Origin of the sequence: Streptomyces sp. NPDC052721, from assembly GCF_040678315.1 — a bacterium.
Classification (GTDB): Bacteria; Actinomycetota; Actinomycetes; order Streptomycetales; family Streptomycetaceae; genus Streptomyces.
On the sequence record NZ_JBFATL010000001.1, the window covers coordinates 1 to 15,427 of the forward strand.

14 protein-coding genes, 1 pseudogene and 1 riboswitch are annotated in these 15,427 nt (G+C 70.7%); of the genes and pseudogenes, 12 read left to right on the top strand and 3 right to left on the bottom strand.

Annotated elements, in window-relative coordinates; all coding sequences use genetic code 11:
- The 3 genes and pseudogenes from AB0L21_RS00005 to AB0L21_RS00015 all read left to right on the top strand — a co-directional run.
- Positions 1-201: pseudogene (locus tag AB0L21_RS00005) on the top strand (cytochrome ubiquinol oxidase subunit I); the annotation flags it as partial.
- On the top strand, positions 198-596 hold the full coding sequence (locus AB0L21_RS00010) for a cytochrome c oxidase subunit 4 (protein ID WP_365698605.1): 399 nt from the start codon (positions 198-200) through the stop codon (positions 594-596). The pseudogene AB0L21_RS00005 and the gene AB0L21_RS00010, both read left to right, overlap by 4 nt.
- A gap of 159 nt (positions 597-755) precedes the next feature.
- Complete coding sequence (locus tag AB0L21_RS00015; protein WP_365698606.1) at positions 756-2,018, top strand: Ig-like domain-containing protein; 1,263 nt, start codon at positions 756-758, stop codon at positions 2,016-2,018.
- 74 nt (positions 2,019-2,092) lie between these two features.
- On the opposite strand, the gene AB0L21_RS00020 is transcribed toward AB0L21_RS00015, so the two are convergent.
- A complete protein-coding gene (locus tag AB0L21_RS00020; RefSeq protein WP_030641905.1) occupies positions 2,093-2,494 on the bottom strand; it encodes a two-component system response regulator in 402 nt (133 codons plus the stop codon).
- A gap of 166 nt (positions 2,495-2,660) precedes the next feature.
- Here AB0L21_RS00020 and AB0L21_RS00025 point away from each other — a divergent pair, with 166 nt between their 5' ends.
- The 7 genes from AB0L21_RS00025 to AB0L21_RS00055 all read left to right on the top strand — a co-directional run bounded on the left by AB0L21_RS00025 (position 2,661) and on the right by AB0L21_RS00055 (position 12,385).
- Positions 2,661-3,281: a heme-copper oxidase subunit III gene (locus AB0L21_RS00025; protein WP_014672235.1), complete on the top strand. Its 621-nt coding sequence runs from the start codon at positions 2,661-2,663 to the stop codon at positions 3,279-3,281.
- 62 nt (positions 3,282-3,343) lie between these two features.
- On the top strand, positions 3,344-4,156 hold the full coding sequence (locus AB0L21_RS00030) for a c-type cytochrome (protein ID WP_365698607.1): 813 nt from the start codon (positions 3,344-3,346) through the stop codon (positions 4,154-4,156).
- Positions 4,153-5,211: a Rieske 2Fe-2S domain-containing protein gene (locus tag AB0L21_RS00035; RefSeq protein ID WP_365698608.1), complete on the top strand. Its 1,059-nt coding sequence runs from the start codon at positions 4,153-4,155 to the stop codon at positions 5,209-5,211. Before AB0L21_RS00030 ends, AB0L21_RS00035 begins: the two co-directional genes overlap by 4 nt.
- A complete protein-coding gene (locus AB0L21_RS00040; RefSeq protein ID WP_365698609.1) occupies positions 5,208-6,845 on the top strand; it encodes a cytochrome bc complex cytochrome b subunit in 1,638 nt (545 codons plus the stop codon). Before AB0L21_RS00035 ends, AB0L21_RS00040 begins: the two co-directional genes overlap by 4 nt.
- Positions 6,846-6,966: 121 nt before the next feature.
- Entirely contained in the window at positions 6,967-8,031 is a 1,065-nt protein-coding gene (gene trpD / locus AB0L21_RS00045; RefSeq protein ID WP_365781295.1) for an anthranilate phosphoribosyltransferase, read from the top strand.
- 74 nt (positions 8,032-8,105) lie between these two features.
- Positions 8,106-8,223, top strand: a riboswitch (SAM riboswitch).
- Between the two features lie 130 nt (positions 8,224-8,353).
- Positions 8,354-9,715 carry an aminotransferase class V-fold PLP-dependent enzyme gene (locus tag AB0L21_RS00050; RefSeq protein WP_365781297.1) on the top strand — a complete coding sequence of 454 codons (1,362 nt, stop codon included), beginning with the start codon at positions 8,354-8,356 and terminating at the stop codon, positions 9,713-9,715.
- 51 nt (positions 9,716-9,766) lie between these two features.
- Complete coding sequence (locus AB0L21_RS00055) at positions 9,767-12,385, top strand: PQQ-binding-like beta-propeller repeat protein (RefSeq protein ID WP_365781299.1); 2,619 nt, start codon at positions 9,767-9,769, stop codon at positions 12,383-12,385.
- A 16-nt stretch (positions 12,386-12,401) separates the two neighbouring features.
- On the opposite strand, the gene AB0L21_RS00060 is transcribed toward AB0L21_RS00055, so the two are convergent.
- Complete coding sequence (locus AB0L21_RS00060) at positions 12,402-12,683, bottom strand: Lrp/AsnC ligand binding domain-containing protein (protein ID WP_365781301.1); 282 nt, start codon at positions 12,681-12,683, stop codon at positions 12,402-12,404.
- 40 nt (positions 12,684-12,723) lie between these two features.
- The gene (locus AB0L21_RS00065; RefSeq protein WP_365781303.1) at positions 12,724-13,485 is read right to left on the bottom strand and encodes a rhomboid family intramembrane serine protease; all 762 of its coding nucleotides are present in this window, start codon (positions 13,483-13,485) and stop codon (positions 12,724-12,726) included.
- 153 nt (positions 13,486-13,638) lie between these two features.
- Here AB0L21_RS00065 and AB0L21_RS00070 point away from each other — a divergent pair, with 153 nt between their 5' ends.
- Together AB0L21_RS00070 and AB0L21_RS00075 are read left to right on the top strand one after the other, a co-directional pair.
- Positions 13,639-13,878 carry a hypothetical protein gene (locus AB0L21_RS00070; protein ID WP_014672226.1) on the top strand — a complete coding sequence of 80 codons (240 nt, stop codon included), beginning with the start codon at positions 13,639-13,641 and terminating at the stop codon, positions 13,876-13,878.
- A gap of 47 nt (positions 13,879-13,925) precedes the next feature.
- Entirely contained in the window at positions 13,926-15,269 is a 1,344-nt protein-coding gene (locus tag AB0L21_RS00075) for an NYN domain-containing protein (protein ID WP_365698614.1), read from the top strand.
- Positions 15,270-15,427 lie beyond the last annotated feature (158 nt).

Consider the following 15,427-nt stretch of genomic DNA (forward strand, 5'->3'; position numbering starts at 1 on the left):
GACGACCCGTGGGGCTACGGCCGCTCGCTGGAGTGGGCGACCTCCTGCCCGCCGCCCCGGCACAACTTCCTCACCCTGCCGCGGATCCGCAGCGAATCCCCGGCGTTCGACCTGCACCACCCTGAGATCGCCGCGCTCGAACAGCTTGAGCACGCCGGTCACGGCACCGCCGTCGCGGGCAGCAAGGAGGCCGGCAAGTGAAGATCCAGGGTCGGATGTTCATCTGGCTGAGCGTCTTCATTCTGATCATGGCCATCGTGTATGGCGTGTGGTCGAAGGAGCCGGCCGGTACCACCGCGCTCTTCCTGGCCTTCGGCCTGAGCGTCATGATCGGCTTCTACCTGGGCTTCACCGCCCGGCGGGTCGACGCGGGCGCCCAGGACGACAAGGAGGCCGACGTCGCGGACGACGCGGGCGAGCTGGGCTTCTTCAGCCCGCACAGCTGGCAGCCGCTCATGCTGGGCTTCGGCGGTGCCGTCGCCTTCCTCAGCATCGCGGTCGGCTGGTGGCTGATCTACTTCGCCGCCCCGTTCATCGTGATCGGCATCTTCGGCTGGGTGTTCGAGTACTACCACGGTGAGAACCGCACCCAGTAGAACCCGCATCAACGCGCCGGGAGCCCGGACCCTCCATCAGGGGGGTCCGGGCTCCCGGCTTTCCGGCTGCTCCGGCGTGTCCTTCCTTTGCCGCAGTGCCGTTCGCTCGTAGGGGTTACCTGCCATGCCGGTAAGCCCTCCATCTCATAGCGTGATCATATGAACCACACTCCGCGGACCCGCACCGTCGTCAGCTGCACGCTGCTGGTGACCGCCCTCGGCGCGGGCGTCACCGCTTGCGGTTCGGACGGCAACCCCCTGTCGGCCAGGCCGTACGACGCAGCGGGCCTGATCTCCTTCAACGGCCCCACCGAAGCGGGGAAGCGGGCCGACCCGGACAAACCCCTGGAGGTGACCGCCAACAGCGACGAGGGCCGCATCACGGACGTCACCGCCCAGGACTCCACAGGGCGCCATGTGGCGGGCGAACTCGCCGCCGACGGCAGCCGCTGGCACAGCACCTCCCCGCTGGCCGCCAACGCCCACTACACGGTCACGGTGAGCACCGAGGACGAGGACGGCGCGCCCGGCCGCAAGGTCCTCACGTTCGACACCAGCCAGCCGACCAGCAAGCAGCGCCTGAACGTCACGTTCGGGCCGGAGAAGGGCACCTACGGCGTCGGACAGCCGATCACGGCCCAACTCGACCACGAGATCAAGGACAAGGCGCAGCGCGCCGTCGTGGAACGGGCCCTCCGGGTGGAGTCCACGCCGGCCGTGCAGGGCGCCTGGCACTGGGTCGACAACAAGGAACTCCACTACCGCCCCAAGGACTACTGGCCCGTTCACGCCACCATCCAGGTCCACAGCAACCTGGACGGCGTCAAGATCGGCGACCGGCTGTGGGGCGGCGCGTCCAAGCCGTTGAAGATCACCACCGGTGACCGGATCGAGGCCGTCACGGACGCCGCCGCACACCAGATGACGGTCTACAAGAACGGCCAGGAGATCAACCAGATCCCCGTCACGACGGGCAAGCCCGGCTTCGAGACCCGTAACGGCGTCAAGGTGGTCCTGGCCAAGCAGTACTTCGTACGCATGCGCGGCACCACGGTCGGCATCGCCGAGGGCAGCGCCGACTCCTACGACCTGCCGGTCTACTACGCCACCCGGGTCACCTGGTCGGGCGAGTACGTCCACGCCGCCCCCTGGTCGGTGGGCGACCAGGGGTACGCCAACGTCAGCCACGGCTGCACCGGTATGAGCACGTCCAACGCCGAGTGGTTCTTCGACACCGTCCGCGAGGGCGACATCGTCAAGGTCGTCAACTCCAACGGCGACGAAATGGAGCCCTTCGGCAACGGCTTCGGCGACTGGAACGTCGACTGGCAGAAGTGGCGTCAGGGCAGCGCCCTCTTCAACGGCAAACCGGAGGGCCCGGCTCCGGGAGACGCGCTACGCATCCAGCCGGCGGCGGCATGATGAAGGGGCGCGGGGAACTGAGCGAAGAGGACCCACCGGCCCGCACTCGCCCACGAACCCGTCGCCCCACCCCGCTAGGCGCCCACCAGTCGTCGCTGACGCAGCAGAGAGGCCAGGGCGGAGGCGAACTCCACCGGATCCACCGGCAGGGTGACCGCCGCGTCGGCCCGGCTCCACGTGGCCAGCCACGCGTCCTGCGGGCGCCCCATGAGCAGCAGCACCGGCGGACAGTTGAACACCTCGTCCTTGATCTGCCGGCACACCCCCATGCCGCCCATCGGCACGGCCTCGCCGTCGAGCACGCAGACGTCGATGCCGCCCTTGTCCAGCTCCCGCAGCACCGCCTGCGGAGTCGCACACTCCACGAACTCGACCAGGGGGACGTCGGGCGCCGGCCGACGCCCGGCGGCCAGCCGTACTTGCTCGCGGGTGTTGGAGTCGTCGCTGTAGACCAGCACCGTGGCGGTCGGCTGCATTGTTCCTCCGAGACGTCGGCGTCGTACGGACAGGACGGGCGGGCCCGTTCCGGCGGATGTTACTCCCGCCATCGTCCCCATGAACACCACGTCAACACCGGTCTCCCGGGTGGCAACACTCCGAACGGCACCCCCCGGAGTGAGCGCGAGATAAGCGACCGACATAATGTCGGTCGTGGCGACAGCAACGACAGTAGAAACCGGGCACGCGCACCCGTCGGTCAACCGGCCGAACCTCACCAGCGTCGGAACCATCATCTGGCTGAGTTCCGAGCTGATGTTCTTCGCGGCCCTCTTCGCGATGTACTTCACCCTCCGGTCGGTGACCGGACCGGCTCACTGGAAGGAGATGGCGGAGGCACTCAACGTGCCCTTCTCCGCCACGAACACCACGATCCTGGTGCTCTCCTCCCTCACCTGCCAGCTCGGCGTGTTCGCGGCCGAGCGCGGCGATGTGAAGAAGCTCCGTGGCTGGTTCATCCTCACCTTCATCATGGGTGCGATCTTCATCGGCGGTCAGATCTACGAGTACACGGAGCTGGTGAAGAAGGACGGCATCTCGCTGTCCTCCGACCCGTACGGCTCGGTGTTCTACCTGACCACCGGCTTCCACGGCCTGCACGTGACGGGCGGTCTCATCGCCTTCCTGCTGGTCCTCGGCCGTACCTACATGGCCAAGAGGTTCACCCACGAGCAGGCGACCGCCGCCATCGTCGTGTCCTACTACTGGCACTTCGTCGATGTCGTCTGGATCGGCCTCTTCGCCACGATCTACCTGATCAAGTAGCCGGGACCGCTCCCGCACATCCAGAAGCACCGACGCAGAAGATCCTGACACCGGGGTAATCCGTGAAAAAGCTCTCCGCACGACGACGCCATCCGCTGGCGGCGGTCGTCGTCCTACTCCTCGCGCTGGCGGCCACTGGGGGGCTGTACGCCGCGTTCGCGCCCGCGGGCAAGGCGCAGGCCGATGAAACCTCCCAGTCCCTGACCATCAAGGAGGGCAAGAAGCTCTACGAGGTCGGCTGCGCCAGCTGCCACGGCACCGGTGGCCAGGGCTCCTCCGACGGCCCGAGCCTCGTCGGCGTGGGCGCCGCGGCCGTCGACTTCCAGGTCGGCACCGGCCGTATGCCCGCCGCCACCTCGCAGGGCGCCCAGGTCCCGCGCAAGAAGAACATCTACACGCAGGCCCAGATCGACCAGCTCGCCGCGTACATCGCCTCGCTGGGCGCCGGCCCGAGCGTGCCCACGAAGCAGCAGTACGGCCCCGCGGGCGCGGACATCGCCAAGGGTGGCGAGCTGTTCCGCACCAACTGCGCGCAGTGCCACAACTTCACCGGCAAGGGCGGCGCCCTGACCAAGGGCAAGTTCGCGCCGGACCTGGAGGGTGTCGCTCCCAAGCACATCTACGAGGCCATGCAGACGGGCCCGCAGAACATGCCGTCCTTCCCCGACACCACGCTGTCGGAGAAGAACAAGAAGGACATCATCGCGTACCTGAACGCGGTCAACGGCGACAAGACCGAGAACCCGGGTGGTCTGGAGCTGGGCGGCCTCGGGCCGGTCAGTGAGGGTCTGTTCGGCTGGATCTTCGGCCTCGGCACGCTCATCGTGGTCGCCGTCTGGGTCGCCGCTCGGACCGCAAAGGCCAAGAAGTCATGAGTAGCCAAGACATTCCAGAAGAGAACCTGCCCGCTGAGCAGGACCACGCGCACGGCGCGGTAGGCATCGCGGACGAGGAGAACCCGTTCGCGGACCCGGGGCTGCCGCCGCACGAGCACCGGATCCAGGACATCGACGAGCGGGCCGCCAAGCGGTCCGAGCGCGTGGTGGCCCTGCTGTTCACGGTGTCGATGCTGGCCACCATCGGCTTCATCGTCGCGTACCTGGCGGTCCCGCACGACAAGTCGGTCTTCGTCTTCCCGATCGGGCACATCAACGCGCTGAACTTCGCGCTCGGTCTGACCCTCGGTGTGGCGCTGTTCTGCATCGGCGCGGGCGCGGTCCACTGGGCCCGCACCCTGATGTCCGACGAGGAGATCGCCGACGACCGTCACCCGATCGAGGCTCCCTCCGACGTCCGGGCGAAGGTCCACGCGGACTTCCGCCAGGGCGCCAAGGAGTCGGCGCTCGGCCGCCGCAAGCTGATCCGCAACACCATGTTCGGCGCGCTGGCCCTGGTGCCGCTCTCCGGTGTCATGCTGCTCGGCGGTCTCGGCCCGGCGCCGGGGACCAAGCTCCGCCACACCATGTGGGCCAAGGGCAAGCGCCTGGTCAACATGAACACGAACCAGCCGCTGCGTCCCGAGGACGTCTCCGTCGGCTCGCTCACCTTCGCCAAGCCGGACGGCCTGGAGGAGCACTCCGAGGAGTTCCAGACGGAGATCGCCAAGGCCGCCCTGATGATCGTCCGGCTCCAGCCGGGCAACATCAAGGACAAGCGCGAGCTGGAGTGGTCGCACGAGGGCATCGTCGCGTACTCGAAGATCTGCACCCACGTCGGCTGCCCGATCTCCCTGTACGAGCAGCAGACGCACCACGTGCTGTGCCCGTGCCACCAGTCCACCTTCGACCTCTCCGACGGTGCCCGAGTGATCTTCGGCCCCGCCGGCCACGCCCTGCCGCAGCTGCGCATCGGTGTGGACAGTGAGGGTTACCTCCAGGCGCTCGGCGACTTCGAGGAGCCCGTCGGTCCTGCATTCTGGGAGCGCGGATGAGTACTTCAGCGAACGAGACCCCCCGCTCTCGCGGGAAGGCACCGGCCGGCGAGCGTCTCGCCGACTGGGCCGACGGCCGGCTCGGGATCTACTCCCTGGCCAAGGCCAACATGCGCAAGATCTTCCCCGACCACTGGTCGTTCATGTTGGGTGAGGTCTGCCTCTACAGCTTCATCATCATCATCCTGACGGGTGTCTATCTGACGCTGTTCTTCCACCCGTCGATGAACGAGGTGGAGTACCACGGCTCGTACGTCCCGCTCCAGGGACAGCTGATGTCCGAGGCGTTCAGCTCGACCCTGCACATCTCCTTCGACGTGCGCGGTGGTCTGCTCATCCGGCAGATCCACCACTGGGGTGCGGTCGTCTTCATCGCCGGCATGTTCGTGCACATGATGCGCGTGTTCTTCACCGGCGCGTTCCGCAAGCCGCGTGAGGTCAACTGGCTGTTCGGCTTCCTGCTGCTCGTCCTGGGCATGTTCACCGGTTTCACCGGTTACTCGCTCCCGGACGACCTGCTCTCCGGCACCGGCGTCCGCTTCATGGAGGGCGCGATCCTGTCCGTGCCGATCGTCGGCACGTACATCTCGTTCTTCCTCTTCGGCGGTGAGTTCCCGGGCGGCGACTTCGTGGCCCGCTTCTACTCGATCCACATCCTGCTGCTGCCGGGCATCATGCTGGGCCTGGTGGTGGGCCACCTGATCCTGGTCTTCTACCACAAGCACACGCAGTTCACGGGTCCCGGCAAGACGAACAAGAACGTCGTCGGCATGCCGCTGCTGCCGGTGTACATGGCGAAGGCCGGCGGCTTCTTCTTCCTGGTCTTCGGTGTGCTCGCGGCCCTCGCGGCCATCGCGCAGATCAACCCGATCTGGGCCATCGGCCCCTACCGCCCGGACCAGGTGTCCACCGGCGCCCAGCCGGACTGGTACATGGGTATGGCCGAGGGCCTGATCCGCGCCATGCCGGGCTGGGAGATCAACTTCTGGGGCCACACGCTGGTCCTGGGCGTGTTCATCCCGCTGGTGCTCTTCGGCGTGATCCTCGGCGCGATCGCGGCGTACCCGTTCATCGAGGCCTGGGTCACCGGCGACAAGCGCGAGCACCACATCCTGGACCGCCCGCGCAACGCTCCGACCCGTACGGCGTTCGGTGTCGCCTGGCTGACCGTGTACTTCGTGATGCTGATCGGTGGCGGCAACGACATCTTCGCCACGCACTTCCACCTGTCGATCAACGCGGTCACCTGGTTCGTCCGGATCGCCTACTTCGTGGCTCCGGTCATCGCGTTCATCGTCACCAAGCGGATCTGCCTGGGCCTCCAGCGCCGCGACCGCGACAAGGTGCTGCACGGCCGCGAGACCGGCATCATCAAGCGGCTGCCGCACGGTGAGTTCATCGAGGTGCACGAGCCGCTCAGCCAGGAGCAGCTGCACACGCTCACCTCGCACGAGCAGTACCAGCCGGCCGAGATCGGTCCGACGGTCGACGAGAACGGGGTCGAGCGCAAGATCCCGGCCTCTCAGAAGCTGCGGGCGAAGCTGTCCAACGCCTACTTCGGCGAGGACAACCAGATCCCGAAGCCGACCGTCGAGGAGTACAAGGAGATCACGAGCGGCCACGGCCACCACTGATCCCCGCGTCGCCACGCCACGCTGAAGGACCCCGTCCGGGTTGCGGACGGGGTCCTTCGCGTGCCCGGGGCTGGATAGGGTGGTGTACGACGCAAGCAGGAATCTGTTCAAGGAGCGGCTGATGAGCGCTGTGACCCCCGCTGGAGGCGACACCGCGGCGGGCCGCTCCTGGCCCGCCCTGCTGAACGGTCTGCTGGACGGCCGGGACCTGTCCGCCGACGACACCGCCTGGGCGATGGACCTGATCATGCGCGGGGAGGCGACCGACGCGCAGATCGCGGGCTTCATGGTGGCGCTGCGGGCCAAGGGCGAGACGGTCCAGGAGATCACCGGACTGGTCCGGACGATGTACGCGCACGCGAACGTCATCGAGGTGCCCGGCCCGGCCGTCGACATCGTCGGCACCGGCGGCGACGGCGCCAAGACGGTGAACATCTCCACCATGTCCTCGATCGTCGTGGCCGGCACGGGGGCCAAGGTCGTCAAGCACGGCAACCGCGCCGCGTCCTCCGCCTCCGGCTCCTCCGACGTCCTGGAGAAGCTGGGGATCAACCTGAACCTGACCCCGCGGCGGGTGGCCGAGGTGGCCGAGGAGGCCGGCATCACCATCTGCTTCGCGGTGCGGTTCCACCCGTCCCTGCGTCATGTCGCCCCCGCACGCGGGCAGTTGGGCATCCGCACCACGTTCAACGTGCTGGGTCCGCTGACCAACCCCGCGCAGGTGCGGTCCCAGGCCGTCGGTGTCGCGGATCCCCGCATGGCGCCGATCGTCGCCGGTGTCCTCGCCGAGCGCGGCAACTCCGCGCTGGTCTTCCGGGGCGACGACGGCCTGGACGAGCTGACCGTCACCGCCTCCTCCCGGGTGTGGGTGGTCCGGGACGGCAAGGTCACGGAGGAGGTCTTCGACCCGCGCGAGGTCGGCATCGACCTGGTCCCCGTGGACGCCCTGCGCGGTGCCGACGCCTCCTACAACGCCGAGGTCGCCCGCCGGCTGCTGGACGGCGAGAGGGGGGCCGTACGGGACGCCGTCCTGCTGAACTCGGCGGCGGCGCTGGTGGCCCTGGAGCCGACGGACGCGCCGCTCACCGAGCAGATCCGCGCGGGCATGGCGCGGGCCGCGGAGTCGATCGACTCGGGCGCGGCCAAGCGCGCCCTGGACCGCTGGGTGGCCGTCAGCAACGCCTGACGCCCCCGGGAGCCGTCCCGCGATCCGGACACGGGTTGCGGGACGACGATCACTTCACGTACGTTCCTGAACCAGGTCATGAGTGACAGTCATGAGGCCCCGGCCGACTGTCCGGCAACCCTCCGTCCGTGGCGGGGTGCCCCGGGTGAAGACCAGGCCGTACGGCAGCAAGGCCTACGGCAAGCGCGGACCCCTCGCATACCAGGGGTCCTGGTCGTTCGAGGGAGCCTTCCGTGAGCAAGCGAATGCGTTAGGGCCGCAGAGCCCCGCCTCCGCACACCCCTTTTCTCTCTTCTCGCGTTCCTGTCACGGGAGTTCCGCCATGTCTGTCTCCACCGCTGCCGCCGACCAGTCCGTTTGCACCCCTCTGCCCGTTCTGGGGCGAGATGTCACCGTCCCGCTGGTCACCGGCGGCGAAGTCAGCTACGCCGCCCTGGACTACGCGGCCAGCGCCCCCGCCCTCCAGCGCGTCTGGGACGACGTCGCCGCGTACGCCCCGTACTACGGCAGCGTCCACCGCGGCGCCGGCTACCTCTCCCAGCTCTCCACCGACCTGTTCGAGAACGCCCGCAAGACGGTCGCCGACTTCCTCGGCTGCCGCCCGGCCGACCAGGTGATCTTCACCCGTTCGACCACCGACTCCCTCAACCTGCTGGCCCGGGCGATCCCGGCGGACTGCCAGGTCTTCGTCTTCGAGACCGAGCACCACGCCTCCCTGCTGCCCTGGCAGGACGCGCGGGTCAGCTACCTCGACGCCCCGCGCACCCCGCGGCAGGCCGTGGAGACCCTGGAGCGGGCCCTCGCCGACCGCGACCCTCACGGCCCGGCCCTGGTCTGCGTCACCGGAGCCTCCAACGTCACCGGTGAGCTGTGGCCGGTGCGCGAACTGGCCGCCGCCGCGCACGCGCACGGCGCCCGCATCGTCCTGGACGCCGCACAGCTGGCCCCGCACCACCCGGTGGACCTCCGTGACCTGGACGTCGACTGGGTCGCCTTCTCCGGCCACAAGCTGTACGCACCCTTCGGCTCCGGAGTCCTGGCCGGCCGCGCCGACTGGCTCCAGGCGGCCGAGCCGTACCTCGCGGGCGGCGGTGCCAGCCGCAAGGTCACCCGGCGCGAGGACGGCGGCGTGGCCGTCGAGTGGCACCAGACCGCGGCCCGCCACGAGGCCGGCTCCCCGAACGTCATCGGCGCCTACGCCATCGCCTCCGCCTGCAAGGCCCTCACCGAGGCCGGCTGGGACACCCTCGTCGCCCGCGAACAGCACCTGATCGCCAAGGTCCGCGAGGGCCTGGCCGACGTGCCCGAGGTACGCGTGCTGTCCCTCTTCGGGGACGACGCCCCGCGCGTCGGCGTCCTCTCCTTCGTCGTCGAGGGCTGGAACAGCTCGCACTTCGCCGCCGCGCTCTCCGCCGAGTACGGCATCGGCGTCCGCGACGGCCTCTTCTGCGCCCACCCCCTGGTCCGCACCCTGCTCGGCAGCGACCCGCAGACCCAGGGCGAGTGCGGCGCCCCCGAGGCGGCCCCCGGCGAGAAGTCCCTCAACGCCATCCGCGTCAGCTTCGGCGCGGGCACGCCGGACGAGCACGTGGAGCGCTTCGTGAACGCCGTCAAGGAGCTGGTGGCCCAGGGCGCGAAGTGGCAGTACCGCACGGAGGACGGCCGCTGCGTGCCGGCGGTCTGAGCAGCGCTATAACCTCCCCTTGACACCACGTCGGACAGGGGGACCCCGTCAGTGCAGCCGCTGCGCGCCACAGACCCGCGCCACATCGGCCCGTACACCACCACGCACAGACTGGGCGCGGGAGGCATGGGCGAGGTCTACCTCGCCGAGTCCCGCACCGGACTGCGGCTCGCGGTGAAAGTCGTACGGGCCGAGCACGCCGAGGACCGCACCTTCCGCGCCCGCTTCCGCCACGAGGTCCGCGCCGCCCAGACCGTCGGCGGCGCGGACACCTACACCGCACGGGTCGTGGACGCCGACACGGCGGCCGAACGGCCGTGGATGGCAACGGAGTTCGTGTCCGGACCGAACCTGCGGGACGCCGTCCTGGACCACGGCGCGCTGCCCGTCCCCGCCGTCCGGATCCTCGGCGCCGCGCTCGGCGAGGCGCTGGGGGCCATCCACGCCAAGGGTCTGGTCCACCGCGACCTGAAGCCGTCGAACATCCTGCTGGGCCCGGACGGGCCCCGGGTCATCGACTTCGGGATCGTCCGGGCGCTGGAGGCCACCTCGCTGACCCGCACCGGCGCGGTCGTCGGCTCGGTCGGCTACGTCTCGCCGGAGCAGATCCGCAACGGCGGCCAGGTCGGCCCGCCCAGCGACGTCTTCTCCCTCGGCGCGGTCCTCGCCTACGCGGCGGCCGGCCGGGAGCCGTTCGGCGAGGGCCGGGACTCGGTGGTCCTGCTGCGCGTCCTCACCCGCGACTTCGACCTGTCCGGCGTGCCGGAGGACATCCGTCCGCTGGTGACGGCCTGTCTGCGCGAGGACCCGCTGGAGCGCCCGGAGCCGGCGGAGGTGGTGGCGGGCGCCGGCTTCACCCCGGACGCCCTGCGCGCCGCCGTCCGCCCGGGCTGGTACGGCCCCGCGGCCCGGCCCCGCCCGGCCCCGGACGACCGCCCCAGCGGCGTGGAGTACCTGGCCCCCCAACCCGCCACCCCCACCGCCGCGGCGGCCCCTGCCGTCCCGGACGGCTCGGCGGTGGCGGCCACTCCTACCGGCTCGGCGGCCGTTGCCCTCCCGGACGACTCGGCCTCCCGCGCCACCCCCTACGGTTCGGCGACTCCCGGCTCGGCGGCCCCGGCGGTAGCCCCGGCGGGTTCGGCCGTCCCCGCCGACGCGGCCGGCGCGGCGGCCCGCGCCGTCCCGGACGGCTCGGCGGTGGCGGCCACTGCTACCGGCTCGGCGGCCGTTGCCCTCCCGGCCGACTCGGCCTCCCGCGCCACCCCCTACGGTTCGGCGACTCCCGGCTCGGCCTCCGCGGCAGCCCCGGCGGGTTCGGCCGTCCCCGCCGACGCGGCCGGCGCGCCGTCCCGCGCCGTCCCGGACGGCTCGGCGGTAGCGGCCACTCCTACCGGCTCGGCGGCCCCCGCGGCAGGCCCGGCCGGTTCGGCCGTCCCTGCCGACCCGACCAGCGCGGCCACCCCTACCGGCTCCGCGGTGGCGGCCGCCCCCACCGACTTGACCACCCCCGGCCGCCGTCCGGGTCCCGTGGCCCCCGGTCGCCGTCGGCTCCTCAAGCTACTCGCCGGGGGAGCCGTCGCCGCGGCCGGGGTGGGGGCCGGTGACTGGCTGTGGGAGTACGGGTTCGGTACCGAGAGCAGTGGCGACAGCGACCGCTCATCGGCGCCGTCGGCCCACGGCACCACCCCCGCGGCGGTGCTGCGCTGGCAGTACGACCTCGGCGGCATCGGCGGTCTGGACGGGGCCTGCTGCGCGCTCTCCCCGGACGGTTCCGTCGTCTACGCGGGCACCTCCGGCGGCGTGCTGCACGCGATCTCCCGGGACGGCTCCAAGCGCTGGAAGGTCCGGCTCGGCGACGACGTCTCCACACCCGTGGCCACCCGGGACGCCGTGTACTGCGTGGTGGGCCTCCACTCCGAGGACACGCGCCGGCTGACCGCGGTGAGCCCGTCCGGCAGCCCGCTGTGGACCCGCACCCTCGGCGACCAGCGGTACGCCGTCCCCGTCCTGCTCGGCCAGGGCGTCCTCGTCTCCGTCGGCGGCACGGACACGGGCGGGCTGCGCTGCTACGCCGCCGACGGCAGCGAGAACTGGACCGCCAGGACCCCGGCCGGCCCCACCGGCACCCCGCTCGTCTCGGCCGGGACGGTCTGCACGGGCAGCTACGGCGACGTCCTGCTGGCGCTGGACGCGCGGGACGGTTCGCGGAAGTGGCAGGTGTCCGCGGGCACCGACGTGACCGCCCTGGCTCTCGCGGGCACGACCCTGTTCACGGACTCCGCCGCCGGACTGGAGGGCTTCCGCGTCACGGACGGCCGGCGGCTGTGGCGCAAGGAGGACGACGGCGGCATCCTGACCGGGGGCAGCCGTACGCTCGCCGTCGGCGCCGAACAGGGTGGCGTGTACGCCGTCCGGGCGGCCGACGGCTCCCGTGCCTGGAGGTACGGCTTCGAGGGCGGCTCGGCCGGTCCCCGGGCGGTGGTGGCCGGTGGCACCGTGTACGCGCGTGCGGGCGAGAAGGTCTGTGCGCTGGACCTGAACGGGACGAAGCGCTGGAGCGCGGTCCTGGGCCGGGACGCGGGCGACGACCAGCACACGCCGGTCGCGCGCGGCGGCCGGCTCTACGTCCCCTCGGGCACCGGGATCGCCGTGGTGGACGTGAGCGGGTAGCCGTCCCTGGTCGTCCCTAGTTGTCGAGGCCGATCGCGAACGCGGCCTCCAGGTCGTGCTGGGAGTAGGTGCGGAACGCGACGTGCGTGTCCGTGGCCTCCACCCCGGGGATCTTGCTGATCCGCCCCGGAATGATCTCGGCGAGGTTCTCGTGCTCCCGCACCCGGACCATCGCGATCAGGTCGTACGTACCGGTGACGGAGAACACCTCGCTCACCGAATCCAGCGAAGCGATCTGCTCCGCGATCTCGGGGATCCGGTCCACGCTGGTCTTGATCAGAACGATCGCGGTGATCACGGCTGTTTCTCTCCCTCGGTGACCGGAGCTGGGGCGGCTTTCACTCTAGTCGCCCGCCCGCCGCCCGCCCGTCGCCCACCACCGCCCTTCCGAGGCCGCCCTTCGGGCCCTTCTTCTTTCCGTATCGCACCCACGCGTAACCGAAGCCCAGCCCGAACCCCACCAGGTGCGCCAGATACGCCACCCCGGGGCCGTCGGAGGCGCGTCCCGCCGCCAGCCACTGCAGGGCCGCCCAGGACGGCAGCACCACCCAGGCCGGGAAGCGCAGCGGCAGGAAGAACAGGAACGGCAGGAGACTGGTCACACGGGCGCGGGGGAAAAGGTAGAGGAACGCTCCGAGGACCGCCGAGACTGCCCCGGAGGCGCCGACGAGCGACTCCTCGGAGGCCGCGTTGGCCGCCGCGTACCCCAGCAGGGCGAGATAGCCGCAGCCGACGTAGAACAGGGTGAACTCCACCCGGCCCATCCGTTCCTCGGTCATCGCCCCGAAGACGAAGAGGAAGAGCATGTTGCCGAGCAGATGCACCCAGCTGCCGTGCACGAACAGCGCGGTGGCCGGGGTGAGCGCGGCCCCGGCCGGGCCGTCGAACAGCTCGGCCGGGACCACGCCCCAGTGCCGGAAGTACGCCCGCTGCGCGGCGAGCAGCGCGTCCCCGGAGCCGTACCCGGGGACCAGTCCGGAGGCCGGGCCGAGGGCGAAGAGCAGACCGCACAGGACGATGAGGCCGTGCGTCATCGGTGCCGAGGTGCCCCGGACCGCTTTGAGTGTCCTGCCGGCCGCCGTGCTCCAGGTGCTGATCATGACTACAGAGCATGACGTAACGGGACGCTTGCTGACAGACCGCCTCGCCGCCGTGGACGGACGGGCGGCGGGCGCCCGCCAGGCCGTAGGGTTACGAGCCACACGCGTCGGGGGACGGCGCGGACCGACACGAGAAGGAAGAGAACAGTCATCATGACGGTTCCCCTGCCGACGGCCACGACACGATGGCGCTGCACGCTGTGCGGCAACCTCACGCGCTTCGACGTGACCCGCTCGTCCAAGGTCGTCGAGTACGTCCACCTCGATCTGGCGGGCGAGCCGACGGTGGAGGAGCGCGAGGTGGTCAGTGAGACCATCGAATCGGTGCGCTGCCGCTGGTGCAACGCGGTGGACCAGGTGGAACTCGTGGACAGGCCGGGCGCCGGCTCCTGAGCGGAGCGGCCCCCGGAGAGGCTTATTCCGGTATTGGGGTGTGACGGATGGTGGAGACCGCAGGCGGGGGGCCGGGCGACGGCACCGCTGAGGTGCTTGACCGTCCGCTGCCCGACGGCGTGCGCAAGCGGGTCGTACAGATCGTGTCGGACGGCTTCGGCGGGCTGACCGTGGCCGAACTGCCCGCCCAGCTCAGGCAGTACGCCCGGTTCGCCCCCAATCGCCGGGCGAAGTTCGCCGGAAACGCGATGGCGGCGGCCCTGGAGACCGATCCCCTGTTCCGGCAGCGGATCGGGGAGCGGTTCAGAGAGGCGCAACCGGAACTCGCCGGCGCCCTCGACGCCGGCTCCCCGCCCCCGGCCGCGGACCCGCTCGACGTGGCGGCCGCGGCCTATGTACTGCGCCCGGCGGGCTGGGTGAAGCTGGTCACCGCGGCCGGCGAGGAGGCCCAGCGCGCGCACGCCGAGCGCGCCGACGAGGAGAACCGGGCCGAGCTGGAGCGGCTGCGCGCGGAACTGGCGCAGGCCCGCGACCACACCCGCGCCGAGACCGAACGGCTGCGTACGGAGCTGGAGTCGGCCCGGAAGGAAGCGGAATCGCTTCACCGCAAGCTGCGCGCCGCCCACAGTGACGTCAAGCGGGGCGAGGCCGCCCTGCGCAAGGCGCAGGGCGAGATGGACGCCGTACGCGCCGAGGCGCAGGCGCAGGTGTCGGCCGCGGAGAGCGAGTCCCGGCGGCTCAAGGCCCGCCTGGCCGAGGCGGAGGCCGCGCTGGAGGCCACCCGCCGGGCGGCCCGGGAGGGCCGCAGCGTGGAGGACATGCGGGTACGGCTGCTGCTCGACACCCTGCTGGAGGCGACCCAGGGGCTGCGGCGCGAACTGGCCCTGCCTCCGGTGTCCGTGCGCCCGGCCGAGACCGTGGACGCCGTCGAACCGGGCCGGATGACCCCGAAGGACATCGCGGCGCGCGCCCTGTCGGAGAACGATCCGGCCATTCTCGACCAACTGCTCGCCCTGCCGCAGGCGCATCTGGTCGTCGACGGCTACAACGTGACCAAGACCGGCTATCCGCAGATGCCGCTGGAGAAGCAGCGGCTGCGGCTGCTGGGCCAGCTCTCCGCGCTCGCCGCGCAGACCGGGGCCGAGGTGACGTGTGTCTTCGACGGCGCCGAACTCGCCGCGCCGGTGCTGCTCGCGCCGCCCCGCGGAGTGCGGGTGCTGTTCTCCAAGCCGGGCGTCACGGCCGACGAGCTGATCCGCCAGCTGGTGCGCGCGGAGCCGCCGGGGCGTCCGGTCATCGTCGCCTCCACCGACCGCGAGGTGGCCGACGGGGTCGCGAAGGCGGGTGCCCGACCGGTGGCCTCTGCGGTACTTCTGAAGCGACTGTCCTGAAGGTCCAACGGGCGTAGGTGATGCCCGAATTGGCCGTATCGTCACGCAACGTAGTGTCAACCGGCTCTCACTGCATGTGAGTTGCGTGCAAAGAATGCACTGTGTGACGAGATTTTTTGCTGTGGGATTTGAACTGATCACAACGAGGTCACTAGGGT

Coding starts and splice junctions, on each gene's coding strand:
- AB0L21_RS00070 (WP_014672226.1), top strand. CDS start 13,639: ATGACGGTTCCCCTGCCGACGGCCACGACACGATGGCGCTGCACGCTG.
- AB0L21_RS00020 (WP_030641905.1), bottom strand. CDS start 2,494: ATGCAGCCGACCGCCACGGTGCTGGTCTACAGCGACGACTCCAACACC.
- AB0L21_RS00050 (WP_365781297.1), top strand. CDS start 8,354: ATGTCTGTCTCCACCGCTGCCGCCGACCAGTCCGTTTGCACCCCTCTG.
- AB0L21_RS00040 (WP_365698609.1), top strand. CDS start 5,208: ATGAGTACTTCAGCGAACGAGACCCCCCGCTCTCGCGGGAAGGCACCG.
- AB0L21_RS00025 (WP_014672235.1), top strand. CDS start 2,661: ATGTCGGTCGTGGCGACAGCAACGACAGTAGAAACCGGGCACGCGCAC.
- AB0L21_RS00075 (WP_365698614.1), top strand. CDS start 13,926: ATGGTGGAGACCGCAGGCGGGGGGCCGGGCGACGGCACCGCTGAGGTG.
- AB0L21_RS00015 (WP_365698606.1), top strand. CDS start 756: ATGAACCACACTCCGCGGACCCGCACCGTCGTCAGCTGCACGCTGCTG.
- AB0L21_RS00035 (WP_365698608.1), top strand. CDS start 4,153: ATGAGTAGCCAAGACATTCCAGAAGAGAACCTGCCCGCTGAGCAGGAC.
- trpD (WP_365781295.1), top strand. CDS start 6,967: ATGAGCGCTGTGACCCCCGCTGGAGGCGACACCGCGGCGGGCCGCTCC.
- AB0L21_RS00065 (WP_365781303.1), bottom strand. CDS start 13,485: ATGATCAGCACCTGGAGCACGGCGGCCGGCAGGACACTCAAAGCGGTC.